The 17,117-nt window shown below is 46.8% G+C and carries 15 protein-coding genes; 12 read left to right on the top strand and 3 right to left on the bottom strand.

Annotated features, from left to right (window positions below; genetic code table 11):
* Positions 1-109: 109 nt before the first annotated feature.
* Positions 110-982, bottom strand: a complete 873-nt coding sequence (locus ACUUJN_RS20485) for a LysR family transcriptional regulator (RefSeq protein WP_023989993.1) — start codon at positions 980-982, stop codon at positions 110-112.
* Between the two features lie 199 nt (positions 983-1,181).
* On the opposite strand from ACUUJN_RS20485, the gene ACUUJN_RS20480 reads away from it, so the two are divergent.
* The 7 genes from ACUUJN_RS20480 to ACUUJN_RS20450 all read left to right on the top strand — a co-directional run bounded on the left by ACUUJN_RS20480 (position 1,182) and on the right by ACUUJN_RS20450 (position 8,307).
* Positions 1,182-2,021, top strand: a complete 840-nt coding sequence (locus ACUUJN_RS20480) for an ACP S-malonyltransferase (protein ID WP_226887830.1) — start codon at positions 1,182-1,184, stop codon at positions 2,019-2,021.
* On the top strand, positions 2,018-3,664 hold the full coding sequence (gene mdcA, locus ACUUJN_RS20475) for a malonate decarboxylase subunit alpha (protein ID WP_023989991.1): 1,647 nt from the start codon (positions 2,018-2,020) through the stop codon (positions 3,662-3,664). Before ACUUJN_RS20480 ends, mdcA begins: the two co-directional genes overlap by 4 nt.
* A 4-nt stretch (positions 3,665-3,668) precedes the next feature.
* Positions 3,669-4,493: a triphosphoribosyl-dephospho-CoA synthase gene (locus tag ACUUJN_RS20470; RefSeq protein WP_023989990.1), complete on the top strand. Its 825-nt coding sequence runs from the start codon at positions 3,669-3,671 to the stop codon at positions 4,491-4,493.
* A gap of 27 nt (positions 4,494-4,520) precedes the next feature.
* Positions 4,521-4,820 (top strand): malonate decarboxylase subunit delta, encoded by a 300-nt coding sequence (locus tag ACUUJN_RS20465; RefSeq protein WP_023989989.1) that lies wholly within the window; start codon positions 4,521-4,523, stop codon positions 4,818-4,820.
* The gene (gene mdcD, locus ACUUJN_RS20460) at positions 4,810-6,483 is read left to right on the top strand and encodes a biotin-independent malonate decarboxylase subunit beta (RefSeq protein WP_023989988.1); all 1,674 of its coding nucleotides are present in this window, start codon (positions 4,810-4,812) and stop codon (positions 6,481-6,483) included. The genes ACUUJN_RS20465 and mdcD overlap by 11 nt, the downstream gene beginning before the upstream one ends.
* Entirely contained in the window at positions 6,477-7,097 is a 621-nt protein-coding gene (locus ACUUJN_RS20455) for a malonate decarboxylase holo-ACP synthase (protein WP_484668869.1), read from the top strand. Before mdcD ends, ACUUJN_RS20455 begins: the two co-directional genes overlap by 7 nt.
* Positions 7,098-7,176: 79 nt before the next feature.
* On the top strand, positions 7,177-8,307 hold the full coding sequence (locus ACUUJN_RS20450; protein WP_068941700.1) for an acyltransferase: 1,131 nt from the start codon (positions 7,177-7,179) through the stop codon (positions 8,305-8,307).
* Between the two features lie 141 nt (positions 8,308-8,448).
* Here ACUUJN_RS20450 and ACUUJN_RS20445 read toward each other — a convergent pair whose 3' ends face one another.
* Positions 8,449-9,927 carry a PTS transporter subunit EIIC gene (locus ACUUJN_RS20445; protein ID WP_068941698.1) on the bottom strand — a complete coding sequence of 493 codons (1,479 nt, stop codon included), beginning with the start codon at positions 9,925-9,927 and terminating at the stop codon, positions 8,449-8,451.
* A 316-nt stretch (positions 9,928-10,243) separates the two neighbouring features.
* Between ACUUJN_RS20445 and ACUUJN_RS20440 the strand changes: the two genes are divergently transcribed.
* Both ACUUJN_RS20440 and glpK read left to right on the top strand, forming a co-directional pair.
* Positions 10,244-11,068, top strand: coding sequence for an MIP/aquaporin family protein (locus ACUUJN_RS20440; RefSeq protein WP_028541560.1), 825 nt, complete (start codon positions 10,244-10,246; stop codon positions 11,066-11,068).
* A gap of 32 nt (positions 11,069-11,100) precedes the next feature.
* Positions 11,101-12,594, top strand: coding sequence for a glycerol kinase GlpK (gene glpK, locus ACUUJN_RS20435; RefSeq protein WP_341062717.1), 1,494 nt, complete (start codon positions 11,101-11,103; stop codon positions 12,592-12,594).
* A gap of 85 nt (positions 12,595-12,679) precedes the next feature.
* On the opposite strand, the gene ACUUJN_RS20430 is transcribed toward glpK, so the two are convergent.
* Positions 12,680-13,720 (bottom strand): LacI family DNA-binding transcriptional regulator, encoded by a 1,041-nt coding sequence (locus tag ACUUJN_RS20430; RefSeq protein WP_341163284.1) that lies wholly within the window; start codon positions 13,718-13,720, stop codon positions 12,680-12,682.
* Between the two features lie 284 nt (positions 13,721-14,004).
* Here ACUUJN_RS20430 and ACUUJN_RS20425 point away from each other — a divergent pair, with 284 nt between their 5' ends.
* From ACUUJN_RS20425 to ACUUJN_RS20415, 3 genes are all read left to right on the top strand, one after another.
* On the top strand, positions 14,005-15,333 hold the full coding sequence (locus ACUUJN_RS20425) for an ABC transporter substrate-binding protein (RefSeq protein ID WP_028541562.1): 1,329 nt from the start codon (positions 14,005-14,007) through the stop codon (positions 15,331-15,333).
* Between the two features lie 70 nt (positions 15,334-15,403).
* Positions 15,404-16,297 carry a carbohydrate ABC transporter permease gene (locus tag ACUUJN_RS20420; protein WP_028541563.1) on the top strand — a complete coding sequence of 298 codons (894 nt, stop codon included), beginning with the start codon at positions 15,404-15,406 and terminating at the stop codon, positions 16,295-16,297.
* The gene (locus tag ACUUJN_RS20415) at positions 16,297-17,115 is read left to right on the top strand and encodes a carbohydrate ABC transporter permease (protein ID WP_028541564.1); all 819 of its coding nucleotides are present in this window, start codon (positions 16,297-16,299) and stop codon (positions 17,113-17,115) included. Before ACUUJN_RS20420 ends, ACUUJN_RS20415 begins: the two co-directional genes overlap by 1 nt.
* Positions 17,116-17,117: the final 2 nt, after the last annotated feature.

Below are 17,117 nucleotides of genomic sequence, written 5' to 3'. Positions count from 1 at the left end.
TTGAAACAAAGCATGTATAGAAATTAAATACTCTAAAGATATTGATCTTACTAATCCGAAGAATGATAAAACAATAAGGCAGATATTATGTCAAAAGGTATCTAAATCGTCAATGCTGAGCAATATCTTGGAAAAATCTAATGATGAATTCGAAGAACGATTTCTCTATATCGGTGTGCAGTTCCCCAGTAGGAAAGGACAGATAGATTGTTCGCGTACATCGAGGCTCCCTGATTTGAAGCAGCTTAATGTCTTCGGTTACGACGTTCCTCCACAGGATAGAAGGAATAAAGGAGATGCCAAGTCCTGTTTGAATCAACCCTCTTACCGTAGCCGGATCATCACTTTCAAAGACGATGTTGGGTTCAAAAGGGATGTGAGTAAAAAAGAGGTCCGTTGTTTTCCTAAGCGAATTACCAGGTGTAAGGCTGATAAACTTCTCATGCTCTAGATCTTTCAGGAATACGGTGTCCTGAACGCTCAGAGGGTGAGATTTTGGTACGCCAAGCAAAATTTCCTCCTCCAGCAGGATCGCATGCTCGTTGTCCGCCAACTCTTCGGACGTAATCGCAAAATCGTACGCCGGTCCTTTCTTCATCTTCGCAGGGTGCTGGGTCAGGTTGAATCTAATTTGAGGATAGAGATCGCGAAACTTGCCGACAAGGTTGGGCAATAGCATAGAGCCGACAGCGACGTATAACGTGATGACCTCTACCTTTTCGTTCTTCATTTCTTTGACTTCGGATACGCCTTGCTCTAGCGCTGATAGCGACTGGTTCACTCTTTTCAGGAACTTCTTGCCATATTCATTCAGCACGATATGTTTTCCTTCGCGGTCAAATAGCTGCACACCCAATTCCGTCTCCAGGTTTCTAATCATTTTACTTAAGGCAGGCTGTGAGATAAACAACTCGTTCGCGGCACGTGTGACATGCTCATACTTCGAGGTCACTTGAAAATACTTAAGCTGCAAATAATCCATAGTGAAAAATCTCCTTTATAACCACTAGGTTATCGATCATATGTGAATATATATATTTTACAGGTATTTACTCACTTCTTACAATTAACAATGTAAAGAAAATGAATCCGCTAAAGGTGGTGAGATTCTGAACATCGTTTTTACATTTCCCGGCCAGGGGTCACAGGTTCCTGGAATGCTCCAAGATGTACCCGAGTATGTGAAAAAGGCAACAAGTATCATCGGAACTGAACTGCGTGATGATGAGGAGGCTATGGGCTCAACGGTCTGGATTCAGATGGCACTCTTCGTTAAGGAGACGGCAATAGCCTACCGGTTGATCGAGCAGGGTATCCGGCCCCAATTCGTGGCAGGGCATTCCATTGGTGCATTTCCTGCGGCGGTCATCGCGGGAGTTCTCTCGTTCGAGGATGCGCTTCGGATCGTATGGCTCCGTGCCCGGTTGATGGAAGAAACCTTTCCTGAAGGCTATGGAATGGGTGTGATTATTGGGCTTACGCAGGCCGAGGTTCAACAAGCCGTGCTTCTCTCCCATAGTGAGGCGACGCCAGTCTACCTCTCGAATATAAACGCAGAGCAGCAAATCGTCGTATCCGGATCATTGGTAGGGTTAAATAAAGCATTTATGCATGTGAAAGAGCTTGGGACCGCTAAAACGGCGTTTCTGAAGGTTCCGATTCCTTCACACTCCCTGCTGATGTCAGAGGTAGCCAATAAGCTATTGCTGAAAATACACACTTTTTCTTTGCGGGACGCTCAAATACCATATTTGGTGAATCATACGGGCAGAAAGACGAAAGCCAAGGAAAAAATCGCGGAGGACCTTGCACTAAACGTAGCATATCCCGTTCGGTGGATGGATATGGCGGCTGTCTGCGTCGAATCGGGAGCTGACTGTTTCATCGAGATGCCGCCGGGTCATACTCTTTCCAGACTTGTCAAGCAAGCCCACAAGGATACCCGGCAAATGGCCGTGGACGAGATCGGTCTGGAAGCGACTCAGTATCTGATTAGAAAATGGAAGGAGCAAGAAGAATGAATAAAGTACTGCGATCCTGGTCACAAAAACGTGATAAAAAGCAGGAAAAGTTAGGAAAGGTGGAAAAGTGGCTCGACGGAAAATACATCGACTCCTCCCGAATTGTCGACCTGATGGAGGCGCTAATTGATCCAGGCGCGAAGGTCGTCCTGGAAGGAGATAACCAGAAGCAAGCGTCTTTCCTTTCCCAGAAGCTGCTGGAAGTCGATCCTGGCAAAGTGCATGATTTGCATATGATTATGTCCAGCATTTCAAGACCCGAACATTTGGATATTTTCGAGAAGGGCATCGCCGGGAAGCTGGACTTCTCCTACAGTGGCTCCCAAAGCCTGCGTGTTGCGCAAATGATTGATGACGGGATACTTAAGCTCGGTGACATCCATACGTATTTGGAATTGTTCGGACGTCTCTTCATTGACCTTATTCCAGATGTGGTGCTGGTAGCGGCAGACAAATCAGATCGCGAGGGCAATCTGTATACCGGAAACAATACGGAAGAAACTCCGACGATCGTGGAAGCAGCGGCTTTCAAGGATGGGATCGTAATCGTGCAGGTTAACGAAATCGTGGATGAGCTACCGCGAACCGATATTCCAGCGTCCTGGGTCGACGTCATTGTACAGGCCGAAAAACCGTACGCACTGGAAGCACTGTTTACCCGTGATCCGCAGAATATTACTGAACTGCAAATCCTGATGGGCATGATGGCGATCAAGGGTATTTATGGAAAACATCAGGTGCAGTCGCTTAATCACGGCATTGGCTTTAATACTGCAGCGATTGAGCTTTTGCTGCCGACCTATGGTGAACAGCTTGGCCTGAAAGGGAAGATTGCCAAGCACTGGGCCCTGAATCCGCATCCAACTTTGATTCCGGCGATTGAATCGGGTTGGGTCGAAAGCATTCACAGCTTTGGAGGCGAGGTCGGTATGGAGAAATACATTGCGGCTCGTTCAGATGTGTTCTTCGTCGGCAAGGACGGATCTATGCGCTCCAACCGCGCGATGTGTCAGGTTGCAGGCCAGTTCGCTGTAGATATGTTTATCGGATCAACGCTACAAATGGACTGTGCAGGTAATTCGTCTACCGTTACTTCCGGCAGATTGTCCGGTTTTGGAGGAGCGCCGAATATGGGGCATGATCCTCGGGGGCGGCGACATGCGACTCCTGCCTGGCTTGACATGATCGAGCGCCCGACGGAACTCTCCAAAGGCCGGAAATTGGTCGTGCAGATGGTTGAAACATACGGTGCCAACAAAAAGCCAGTATTTGTAGATTCGCTAGATGCCATCAAGGTGAAGGATGAATCTGGTCTCGCCATTACGCCAATCATGATTTACGGGGATGATGTCACCCACGTCCTTACCGAGGAAGGCATTGCATACCTCTACAAGACGGACAGCATAGAGGAGAGAAAGAAGGCTCTCGCGGCAATCGGAGGCGTAACACCTTTAGGAATGGAAAGTAATGAAAGCGATGCAAGCCTGTTGCGTGACAGAGGGATCGTGGCCTATCCGGAGGATCTTGGGATCATGCGCAGACAAGCCAAGCGCTCGATGCTGGCAGCACAGACGATTAACGATCTCGTAGATTGGTCAGACGGATTGTATGATCCACCGGCTAAATTCCGGAGCTGGTCTTAAAGCCATGCTCACGATGAATCATTCAGCTTTCGCGGCTTCTCTGGCTGCCAAAGCTGTAAAGGCACTGATGGAAGAGGCTCTTCTTACGCCCAAGCCTGGACTTGTCGATGCCAGAGACAATGGCTCTCATACTGATATGTCCATCGATCTTATGCTTGCATCCGCAAGAGCATTGGAGGATACGTTTCGGGAAATAGCCATTGTGTCATACCTTCACCCGGTGGACCAGACTTTGCGTGAGCAGATCGCTCTAATCGGGCGGGAGGGCGAGAAGGTGATGCTCAGTGCAACGAACGGTGTCAATACACATAAGGGTGCCATTTGGGCCCTTGGGCTTTTAACAAGTGCACGGGCAGCCTTTCCAAGGGAGCGGGACCCACATCAGATTATGAGCATTGCAGGAAGAATTGCATCGTTCCATGACCGGTACCGTCCGATGCAGCAGACGAATGGACGAACGGTTAAGAAGAAATACGCGGTAGTGGGGGCAGAGGAAGAAGCGAAGCTAGGCTTTCCGCACATCCGGGACGAAGCTTTACCTGCTTTGCTGCGCGCTAGGGCTTGTGGGAAGACAGAGGTCGAAGCACGCTTAGAAGCTTTATTGGCCTTGGTGGCATGTGTGGATGATACCTGCATCCTACACCGCGGTCAGTTGACGGATCTGATGGCGATTCAGAGTATGGCCGCAGCCTTCCTTGCAGCAGATGGATTAAGAACCCAGTCGGGCAGAAAGCTGCTCTACCGCTTGTCCGAGTATTGTAATGTTAGACAACTCTCACCCGGAGGTAGTGCCGATCTGCTAGCTGCCACATTATTTCTAATCGATTGATACTTTAATTGGAGGTGTTTCTGAAGGATGGAAAAATTACAGTTTCAATACCAGACTACGAAGCCCATCTGTAAGCCGGCACATATAGGTGTTGTCGGTTCGGGAGATTTGGAGATTATTGTAGAGCCTGTAAAAGGCCAGACCACCAACGTCAGCATTTTAACAGGCAGTGAAGGATTTGAACAAGTATGGGAGAATGTTCTGACCCGTTTTTTTAACCGTTATCCGATTACTGCCAATATTACAGTTCATGACTTCGGAGCTACTCCGGGTGTAGTAATGCTTAGATTTACGCAAGTGCTGGAGGTGCTGGATTATGCAGAATAGTTTTGTGGAGCTGAATGGACGCGAGAGAGCTAAAGCGCTGCTGGACGAAGGGACTTTCCGTGAGATACTTGGGCCGTTAGACAAAATCCAATCCCCCCACCTAGAGCCGCAAGGCATTGTTCCTCAGAGCGACGACGGGATTATTCTGGCTCTTGGCGAAATACACAAACAGAAGGTCTTGATCATTTCGATGGAAGGCGCTTTTCAAGGAGGGGGGATTGGAGAAGTCAGCGGGGCCAAAATTTCCGGAGCGCTCGAACTGGCACTGGAAGAGAATAAGAGAGGGAACAAACTATATCCCGTCATGATCTTCGATACAGGGGGTGTTCGGCTACAGGAAGCGAACTATGGATTGTTGTCGATTTCGGAGATTGCTACCCAGATCGTTGCCCTGCGTAAATACGTTCCTGTTATCGGACTGATCCCGGGCCGCGTAGGGGCATTTGGGGGAATGTCCATTACTGCAGAATTGTTTACCACTCTGATTGCTACGAAGAAAGCGCGCCTCGGTCTGAACGGGCCGGAGGTCATTGAGCAGGAAGCAGGGGTCATGGAGTTCGATGCAAGCGACAAAGCCTTGATTTGGAACACAATCGGAGCTAACCAGCGCTTCCAAACCGGATTGATTGACGAAATGGTGGAAGATACGACGGATGCAGTTGTCGAAGCGATTGATACTGCGCTCAAGGCACCGGCGAAGCCTGCTAAAACAGAGCAAATCGATTTCTATCTGACCCTGTTAAACACTCTTGATCCTACAGAAGCTTGGACACCTGAGCGCTATCGCGAATTTTACACGCAGATACAGCCTGTGCAGCAGCCTGTCCCGCTGGCAAAAGAGGGTGCGGCCGACATGTCGGATAGTAGAGGTTATCGCTGGTTCTCCCGCTTGACGGGCATTGCTCACCCAATCAGCGATGTTCCTTCAGTGCTTGCGGCAGACGTGGATAAGCACGGACAACTGTGCAGATATATCGCCATTGTTCCGAATGCCTCCAACCGATTCCCGCGTGTCAGAAACGGTGAGGTTGGTATGCTTGAAGGCTGGACGGTGGCTCAAATCATCAGGGACGCAATCCGTCAAGATGAGAAAAAAGAAACCAAACGTCCGATCATTGCCATCATTGATGTACCCAGTCAAGCCTATGGCTATAAGGAAGAAATGGTCGGTATCAGTCTTGCCCTGGCTGCAAGTGCAGATGCTTACGCAACCGCTAGATTAGAAGGCCATCCCGTCATCGGTGTGATTGTCGGTAACGCGATTTCCGGGGGCTTCCTCGCGCATGGGCTGCAATCGAATCGTTTGATCGCACTGGATGACAGCAAGGTCAATATTCAGGCCATGTCCAAGGCTTCTGCTGCTCGGATTACCAAGCGGACGATTGCCGAGCTTGAAGAAGCTACCAAGAAAGTTCCAGCTATGGCCTACGATGTTCGTAGCTACAGTACTCTGGGGGCATTATATCAGATGCTGAGCGGTATCCATGCAGACGATCCACAGAGTAGTGATGTAGCCATCGTGGAAAAGACCGTTTCCGAGGCAATCGAGAGTACAAAAGGAGCGCCCCGCGACCTTAGCTTCCGATTGCAGACTAAGGAAGCTATGGCGGGTGGGCGGACTGCAACCCGTGGCGTTCGAGATGCGCTTTTGGAGCAATGGTAATCCATCCACATGATCTGATTAAAGTGTCCAATTTGAAATATCTCTCCTTATATGAAGACAAGGAGTGGGTAACCGCCTCGCTGAGGCGGACCCCCTTTGTGGTCGTTCGCCGAGCCGATCCGTCGGCGGATGGTTGTATTCCCGTCGGAGTACGTGGACAGGAGCGAAATCAACGGGAAGCTGCATTCCTGGACCCGAAGGGGGTGTTCCAGCTCGTGTCTCCCTATGCGATAGTGAAACGTCAGATGTGGAACTCCTTGCCTACAGAGAGACGGCAGCAGCCTGTCCTTCAGTTGATGGACTTGTTAGCAGAAATGATGGCGGATTGGCGCTGGGGGCCAGCGGGGAGCGCAGGATTCGAAATAGTAACGCAATACCCGACTGTGAAGGAAACGAGTGATCTTGACCTTGTTATAGATGGTTCAGAGGTTATTGATTATGCAGTAGCTGAAAGACTTGTGCACAAGTTGGAGCATCTGGGTGTTCGAATTGACATTCAATTGGAGACAAGAGACGGTGCCTACGTCCTGCGCGAAATTCTTGAGAGACGGGCCAGCACTGTGGTGCTGCGAACTTCTTCGGGTCCCAAGCTCGTTCGTAATCCTTGGCAATAAGGAGCTATAATCAACGGAAAAAGGGAGGAATGCACGACCATTTGGCTTCAGGAAAGCTGTCAAAGGGGAAGTGCGTATTATGGAAAACACTGAAGAGCGGAATATTAATATTAATGAGAGCGACATCTTAAAGGTGTTTGCCGTCAGCGGAGCGATCTTGCAAAGCGTTCTGGGGATGTTTCTGAAGTATGCACACACTAACGATAACCTAGCCTTATTAGGCGTCATTTTCAATATAGTAAAGTATACTGCGCCAGTCTTTATTTTTGCCATTGTATATGGGATGGTGAAAAATAATCAGCATACGAAGGTATCCCATTTTTACAAGGAAAAATTCGGGGAGCTCGTGATCCCTTATTTACTGTGGGCAGCGGCTGGCTTAATTTTCTTCCCGGAAATTCAGGTTAATCAGCACGTTGCATCATTCCGGACGCTCATCGAGTCATTTGTGCTCGGTAATGCATCATCACAGTTTTGGTACACGGTGATGATGTTGCAATTTCAATTGCTGATGCCAGTCCTTATTTTCATCTGCTACAAATACTTGGCTAAGCCTAAGCGGGTCATTCCGCTGCTTATTGTGAGCTTCGTGATCTTCGGAGCGTGGCTATGGATGTACGATACCTTCGTATTCCAAGGAGCATATGCGATTAGTCTGCGTTACCTTGACCGCTTTTTCGTTAGTTATTTTATTTATGCTTTACTAGGTGGAATCGCTTGGGTATATAAGAAACAGTTCGACGGAGTGCTTCGCCGGATTCAGTTCATACTCATTCCGGTAATGCTTCTTATTCTCATTTGGACAAATCACGAATTTTTCGGTTTTGGATTTGAGGATATGTCCTTCGGAAATCTGATTTATCTGAAGCCGTCCATGACCTTGTACAGCTTGGTAGTGATTTTCCTGATTTACATGCTGGCAAGACATTTGATCAGCGTAAATTCCCGTTCACTTCCCTATTACAAATGGTTATCTACTTATGCGTACCGGGCCTTTACAGCGAACGTATTTATTTTGGTCATCGTGCTGCGCTTGGTCGGTGATTTGGTAAGTCAGCTTCCTTTATTTGTGGCACTGCTTTTGGTTTATCTGACGACTGTAGCATGCTCCTTCGGCATCGTCTATGCCTTTGCGCAGATAAAGGTAAAGGTATGTCGTGAATGGTTATTGTTGAAACAAAAAAGAGCGCAAAGCACCGATCTAAGATAAATGCCTAAAAGAAATAATACAGATAACAACGCATATATGACATCATAATTTAGGCGTATCTAAGTTATTGGCGTATTGACGGCAACCCCAAAGGGTATCTCGATGATTGAAGAGATACCCTTTTTGTGAACCTGAACTTACTTACATCAATCGCTGTATTTCATCTTTCAGAATTTCGGACCGAGTCCCGAAAATAACCTGCAGGGTACCGTTACCAAGCCTGATGATTCCCGACGCTCCGAGCTGCTTGAGAGCTTGATCATTAACCGCTTTGTCGTCTTTGACGACAAGACGCAGCCGTGTGATGCAGGCATCAATGCTTTGGATATTGTCTGAACCGCCGAGATAGGTTAGTATTCTGCCTGCCTGACTGGACTGAGTATCGGATGTGGTGCTTGCCTTTCCATCGGGTATAGTTTCGTTAACCTCAGACAGGAGACTGTCTTCTACATCATCTTCACGCCCAGGAGTTTTTAGGTTGAATTTGAGAATGATAAATCGGAACAGAAAGTAATAGATGAGGGCAAAGACAAGCCCAACCGGGATCATTCGCAATGGGTGGGTGGAGAGTTTCATATTGACCAGATAGTCAATGAGTCCTGCTGAAAAAGAAAAGCCGAGTTTGACATCCAATAGGTATACGACCAGGCCGCTCAGGCCTGTCAGCAGAGCATGAACGCCGTAAAGCAATGGTGCAATGAACATAAACGAAAATTCGAGGGGCTCGGTAATTCCGGTCAGGAACGATGCCAGTGCAGAACCGATGAAAATGGAAGCGACGGCTTTACGTTTTTCCGGTTTGGCCGTATGGATGAATGCGAGGGCTGCTGCTGGGAGAGCGAACATCATAATGGGGAAGAAGCCGGACATGAATATACCCGCCGATGTATCGCCTGCGAAAAAACGCGTCAGGTCACCATGAACGACCTCACCGGCAGCATTGGTGTAGTCACCAATTTGAAACCATGCGATCGAGTTCAACACATGATGCAAACCGAGCGGGATCAGCAGCCGATTGGCAATCATGAATATCATTGATCCGATTCCGCCAAAGCCGACAATCCAGTTGCCGAAGACTGCAATCCCATCTTGTATCGGACTCCAGATCATACCGAGCAGAATGGCCAGAATCATGGTCGTAAAGGCGGTGATCATGGGGACAAAACGTTTGCCCGAGAAGAAGCCAAGCCAATCTGGGAGCTGAATATTGTGATATTTTTTAAACAGAAAAGCAGACCATCCACCGATAAAAATACCACCCAATACGCCCATGTCCAGCTTGACGTCGTCTGGAATATATGCAAATATACCCGGCACTGCCGCCAAAATACGGGTCAGCACCATATAGGCAATGACTGCCGATAATGCGGCTACTGCGTCGCCTGCCAGACCAATGGCAACACCGATGGAGAAAATGAGCGCAAGGTTACCGAAGATGGCCCCCGCCCCCTCGTTCAGAAAAGGAGTGACATAATGATTCAGAAATCCGCCAACTCCGGGACCAAGTGGTATATCCGTTTCATAATTAATCAGTGCTAATCCTTGTAAAATCCCTGCGGCGGGTAGAGTGGCTACTGGAAGCATTAACGACTTGCCGATTTTTTGCAGAAATTTCAGCATAACATTCTTCCCTTCTTCATCGAGTTTGGGAGTGTCGTATTCATCCTGAAACCCTTACATTAAACCATTTTTTTACATCATAAATCGGAGAAACTAACATGGTCAACGATTATTTTAAGCTATGAAAAGACGTAAATCCGTAGTTGACATCGCTTACATGCTTATATAGTATCAAATTTAAGTTAATAATCGTGACGGAGACAAGAGAGCCACGCAGACACCCATGGTACAGCACAGGGTTGGTTTGTGATGGCTTTTCTTTTTTTGCGCGATGAAAGCGATCGAAATCGGATGATCTATTGAGGAGGTAGGTTGTATGTCTCCATACGCAGCCGAATTCATAGGGACAATGATTCTTATTGCCCTAGGTGGCGGAGTGTGCGCAGGGGTGTCTCTGAAAAAGTCATTTGCTCACGCTTCCGGCTGGATTGTGATTGGAATGGGATGGGGGCTCGCGGTTGCTATTGGGGTGTATGCAGTGGGTGAAATCAGCGGAGCGCATTTGAATCCGGCAGTGACACTGGCGTTGGCATTTCAGGGCATTTTTCCATGGCAGGACGTTCCCGGCTATATTGTGGCTCAGCTTCTCGGGGCCATGGCGGGTGCGATAATCGTCGTTTTGCATTATTGGCCTCACTGGAAAGAGACGGAGGACACAGCAACCAAACTCAGTGTATTTGCGACAGGACCGGCTATTGATCATCCGTTTGCCAACGTGCTTAGTGAAATGATAGGTACTTTCATCTTTGTTCTTGCTCTGCAGTCATTTGGTGCCAATTCATTTACAGGGGGCTTGAAACCGCTGATTGTGGGTTTTTTGGTTGTCAGTATCGGTTTATCCTTTGGAGGCACAACGGGCTATGCCATCAATCCAGCGAGAGATTTTGGGCCGCGTCTGATGCATTATTTACTACCGATTCCCGGTAAGGGAGCATCCAATTGGAAATATGCCTGGGTGCCCATTGTAGGGCCGCTGTTGGGTGGATCTTTCGCAGGGCTATTTTATCAGGCTGTTTTTAAGGGGAGTGTGACTCCGGCTTTCTGGATTTTACTAGGGATCATCGTGATTGTACTTTTGATTACCTTCCGTATGAGTCGTACTTATAAAAATCATAAAACGGATCACAAACTTACAGCGTAAAAACGATGGATTTACACGGGGAGAGATGAACAATGGGAAAATATATTCTGTCACTAGATCAGGGAACGACAAGCTCAAGAGCGATTTTGTTCAATAGCGAAGGAGATGTAGTGTACTCGGCTCAGCGAGAATTTCCGCAATATTTTCCTCATCCCGGCTGGGTAGAGCAGAATGCGAATGAAATCTGGAGCTCTATTCTCGGAGTCATTGCCTCCTGTCTTTCCGAATCCGGTGTAAAAGCAAATCAAGTGGCTGCCATCGGCATTACCAATCAGCGAGAATCGGTGGCTGTGTGGGACAAAAATACAGGAGTGCCTGTGTATAACGTACTCGTATGGCAATCACGCCAAACCTCGGACATCTGTGAAGAATTGAAGCGGCAAGGGCACGAGGAGCTGTTTCACAGCAAAACAGGGCTGTTGATCGACCCGTATTTTTCAGGCACTAAAGTAAAGTGGATACTGGACCATGTGGAGGGCGCTCGGGAAAAGGCAGAACGAGGTGACCTGTTATTCGGTACGATTGACTCGTGGCTGATCTGGAAATTATCCGGCGGAACGGCACATGTAACAGACTACTCCAATGCAGCTAGGACGCTGATGTACAACATTTATGAACTAAAGTGGGACGAAGAGCTGCTGGACATTCTGGGTGTTCCGAAAATCATGCTACCTGAGGTGAGACCTTCTTCCGAGGTATATGCGCACACCGTGGATTATCATTTCTTTGGTCAGAATGTACCAATCGCCGGTGCAGCAGGTGACCAGCAGGCAGCTTTGTTTGGTCAGGCATGTTACGAAAAAGGGATGATCAAAAATACTTACGGCACAGGCTGCTTCATGCTGATGAATACGGGGGATCAGCCTGTTGAATCCAAGCACGGCCTGATTACGACCATCGCTTGGGGACTGGAGGAAGGCAAAGTGCAATACGCACTCGAGGGGAGTGTGTTTGTAGCGGGGTCGGCGATCCAGTGGCTGCGAGACGGGCTGCGCATGTTCCGTGAAGCGAAGGACAGTGAGCCTTATGCCGCCCGTGTTTCGTCTACAGAAGGAGTGTATCTTGTACCCGCTTTTGTCGGACTGGGCAGCCCCTACTGGGATAGCGAGGTGCGCGGAGCGATGTTCGGCCTGACACGCGGGACCACGAAGGAGCATTTTATCCGCGCCACATTGGAGTCACTCGCTTATCAGACCAAGGATGTGCTTACAGCCATGGAGATTGATTCAGGTATTGCAGTGAAGACGCTGCGGGTGGATGGAGGAGCTGTATTGAACAATTTTCTGATGCAATTCCAGAGCGATATTCTGGATGCAACAGTGGAGCGGCCAGTTATCCATGAGACGACGGCACTGGGGGCTGCATGTCTGGCAGGTTTGGCTATTGGATATTGGAAGAGCACGGATGAACTTCGCAAGCGGGTGAGGGTGGAAACCTCTTTTGCCCCGGATATGGATGAATCAACACGTGAAAGCTTGTATGAAGGCTGGAAAAAGGCTGTGAAGGCGACGATGGCCTACAAGTAATAGATTAAGCGATGGGTCTCTGAATATTAAACTGCAAAAAGATGACTTCTAAATTTATCAGGAGTCATCTTTTTTAAGGCATGTGCTAACTCTTGACCTTCGTATGGTTCCAATGTTGCCGGGCTCCGCAGGAGCTACGAATGACTAGTTCCGGCTCTACTTTAATACATTTCGTATCCATTTGTTTATTCATCAGGTCAAACAGCACCATAGCGGCTAGACGGCCTATTTTTTGCTTGTCTTGTTTTACAGTCGTCAGTGGAGGTTCGGTATAACGACAGGCTTCTATATCATCACATCCCACCACAGCAATATCCTCGGGTACCCTCAAGCCGCTTTCCTTGAAAGCACGTACGGCACCAAAAGCAAGCAGGTCGGTAGCTGCAAAAATAGCTTTTGGTAAATTTCCTTGCTGTATCCACGCCTTCGCGACCTGGTATCCATCTTCTGCCGCGTAGTCCTTACCATACACGACCCATTCAGGTCTAACATCAAGACTAAACCGTTTTAGTGAAGCGATAAAGGCATCCTCTCTCTCTTTAATAACTAAGGAGGGGCGTTCAATGCCTATAAAACCCATTTCGCGGTATCCATTCATGTAAAAGTGCTCAACAACCTTCATTGAAATCTTCTGATTGTCAGACATGATATAGCAGGAACTAGCTCCGGTTAGCTCAATATCGACACCGATGCAGGGGATAGGGCTGGCGTCGAGATCAAAAACACTCTTCTCCACCTCATCTCCAGCAATAATAATGCACCCGTCCACTGAAAAATATTTCGAGCGAGCCAAATAGTCCTCTCCATTATCCAGAAATTTCTCATTTGAGAAAAATAGCAGATCGTAACCGAGCAAGCCAATCTGTTTTTTGAAGACATTAATGATATCTACAAAAAAAGGATGACTAAAATCAACATTCAGCTTGCCGGCAAATATAACGCCTACCAGATTAGATTTTTTGGTAGCAAGCGTTTTGGCCGAGGAGGAGGGTCTATAGCCTGTTTCCTCCATGATTTTAAGTACCCGCTGTCGGGTTTCCTCACTGATGTCTGTGTAATTGTTAATGATTTTCGAAACCGTTGCCACTGAAACGCCTGCCATGTTAGCTATTGTTTTTATATTCATGGAATCCTCCGTAACTAAACTGATTTAGTTAAATTGACTTTTCTTTTCAAACTTAATGATTACTCGTATTCTATGCTACCTCATAGAAGTGAGTCAACAGTGTGAATAAAGGATATTGCCTAATATTTCAAGGAGTAATAACGGTGATTTATGTTTTATTTGATAATTTACAATTCTCTATTTACAAATACAGGCTATCCGATACATAATAGTAGCTGTAATTAACTAAACCGCTTTCGTAAAAGTGAATGCATTTATTCTAAGAGTATAGGGGGAATTTTGCAATGCTGAAAAAGTGTTTTTCTTTACTTGTTGTAACCGCTTTAATAGTGGTATTGGCTGCTTGCGGCAAAGGTGGTGAAGCTGGACAGAACGGGAATAAAAAGGTCACGTTAAAGATTATTCATTGGCAGCAAGAAAATATTAATAACTATATAAAGGAATTTAATAAAAAGTTTGAAGAGAAGTATCCCGATGTTCAGGTGGAGTATACGACGGTTCCTGCTGATTCAACTTATGATCAACTGATGCAAACGCGTATGAATGCTGGTTCAACCGGTGATGCAGACATTATTCCTTTGAAATTCAGCTTCGTAGGCGCACCGCAGGAATGGTCTAAGGGAGCAGCTGATCCGATGTGGAAGCAGTGGATTGAGGGAGGACTCATTGCAGATCTGTCGGATCAAGCTTTTATCAAAAACTATAATCCTACAGATGTCAAAAATGCCATGACCTACAACGACAAAGTATACGGTGTAAACATGGGAAAGGTGGCCCTGACAGGTCTGTTTTACAACAAAGAGATTTTTGAAAAATATAATCTTACTGTGCCAACGACATGGGACGAACTGGTGAATGTGATGAAGGTGCTCAAGGATAATGGCGTAGAACCGCTTGGTTTTGGCGGTAAGGATGTATGGCCTATTAACCTTGCTGTCCAAGGGCTTCAAGCCTCTATCCATGATGATCAGCTGGAATATATCAAAGGGTTGTGGACAGGTAAGACGAAGCTGACAGACCCCGTCCAGCTCGAGGTTTTGGAAAAATCACAAATTTTGATGAACAACGCCATTAGTGGATTTATGGGGATTGACTATGGAACCTTGCCAAGCTTGTTTGCTTCAGGTCGTGTGGCCATGATTGCGGATGGTACATGGGATGCAACTACGATTCAGACAGCCAATCCAGAGATGAAATTTGGATATTTCCCGATTCCAGGTAGTAATGATCCTGCCAAAAATAAAAATCTAGCAGGAAAATACGATATGACATGGATGGTTCTGGAAAAATCACCGAATAAGGAATATGCGATTAAATGGCTTGAAATGCTTTCTGAGAAGCAGAACTATACCGATTTCGTGAACGTTGCTGGATTTTTGCCAACACAGCCTGATGTGAAGATAAAAAGTGATTTTGTTGCTGAAATTCAGCCGTCACTTGAAAACTTCAAGCTCTCTTGGGATCAGTTGTTTATCAACCGTAAGAATGCTGGGCAATACGTTAAGGATGCCAGTGCACATGCAGAATTCTTGGCTCCTGCTGGTCCGATAAAGACGCCTTTGGAACTTGCTCAGAAATCTCAGGCTGACTGGGATGCGGCTGCTCCTAAATAATGCATAGATTTTACAGGAAAACAATTGGGCAACTGCAAGACCTTAAATAATGTAAAAAGGTGTGAGGCACATGTATCCCTTCGGAAAGGGTGCGGCCCGGATAATGCCCTATCTTTTGCTGGGTATACCGGTTCTGCTCTATTTGCTTCTTGGTTTTGGACCCTCTATGGTAACGGTGCTTTTTTCCTTTACAGATGCTACCGGGGTTCCGGGACAGACATGGAGTTTTATCGGATTCGAGAATTACACAACTTTCTTCACCTCCTCCGATTCTGGAGATCGTCTCGCTTCTATAGGACGTTCCTTGTATTTTGCCGTAGCGGTGGTTGTAATTCAAAATGCGGTAGGGCTGTTCATGGCCGTCCTGATTAATAAAAAGCTTAAAGGGGATATGTTATATCGCTCTGTATTTTTCCTCCCTGTTGTACTCGGGGTAACGGTATCCGGCCTGATCTGGCAGCTGCTTGCCAATCCGCTTGGGGGTCCTGCGCAAGCCTTGATGAACTTTTTTGGAACGAGCTCTAACTTCTTCGGGGATTACAATATTGCATTTGAGTTGATTATTTTTGTGCAAATTTGGATGTATATGGGTTACTCGATGACTATTTTCTTAGCCGGACTCCAATCTATCCCCAGTGACTTATATGAAGCAGGGTATATGGACGGTGCCTCTGGATGGAAAGCGTTCAAAAATATTACCTTTCCGATGATTGCACCGTCCTTTACCGTCAATATGCTGCTGTCCATTATCGGCGCCTTGCAGACCTTTGACATTATTTATGTGCTGACAGGTGGTAAATTCAACACAACAACCCTGGCGTTTGATGTATATGCAACAGCCTTTGGTACTGGAACGTCAGATTACGGTCTTGCTTCCGCAGTTGCTATGATCCAGTTCGTGTTCGTATTTACAGTATCGATGATTGCCTTGTATTACTTACGTAGAAGAGAGGTGGAAATGTAATGAGCAGTACCAAAGGGACCAAAATACTGAGCTACATCATCGTACTGCTCATGCTTTCGTTATATGTGTTCCCTCTTTTTTACCTTTTTAATGTATCCATGAAGACTCAAAGTGAGTATTTGATGAATCCTGTAGCTCTAGCCAAGAGTCTACATTTGGAAAATTTCATGGATGCTTGGGAGAAAGGGAACTTCTCTCAATACATGTGGAATAGCATTTTGTATACAGGCGTATCTACGTTATTAACACTGATTATATCCGTGTTCGCAGCTTTTCCGTTGGCACGGGGATACGTTAAGTTCAGTACCTTCTTTTATGTGTTTTTCCTGATATCTATGTATCTCCCGAATCCTCTGATTCCGCAATTTGCTCTTATTAATAGTCTGGGACTTTACAATACACAGCTTGGTTTTATCTTACTGAAAACAACAGGTACCGGCATCGCCTTCCTGATGTTTGTAGGGTATATCAAGTCTGTCTCCCGAGAGCTGGATGAAGCGGCTGCAATGGACGGGTGCGGATATTCACGATATTTGTTTACGATTCTTGTCCCGCTGATGAAGCCAGTGTTGGCGACAGGCATTATTTTGACAGCTATTGGGGCGTGGAATGACATTATAGGTCCTACTATTTATTTGTCTGATCCTGCTTATCAGCCAGTGACCAAGGGATTGTTCTCCTTCTACGGACAATACATGAACAACTGGCCGCTGCTCGCTTGCGGCATTCTGATTGTTACACTACCGCTCGTGATTTTGTATATTTTCCTCCAGCGCTTTATTGTCGGCGGTGCAATGGCCGGAGCTGTGAAGTCTTGATA

Source organism: Paenibacillus sp. LRG-1, from assembly GCF_057220305.1.
This window is presented reverse-complemented; position numbering and strand designations above follow the sequence as displayed.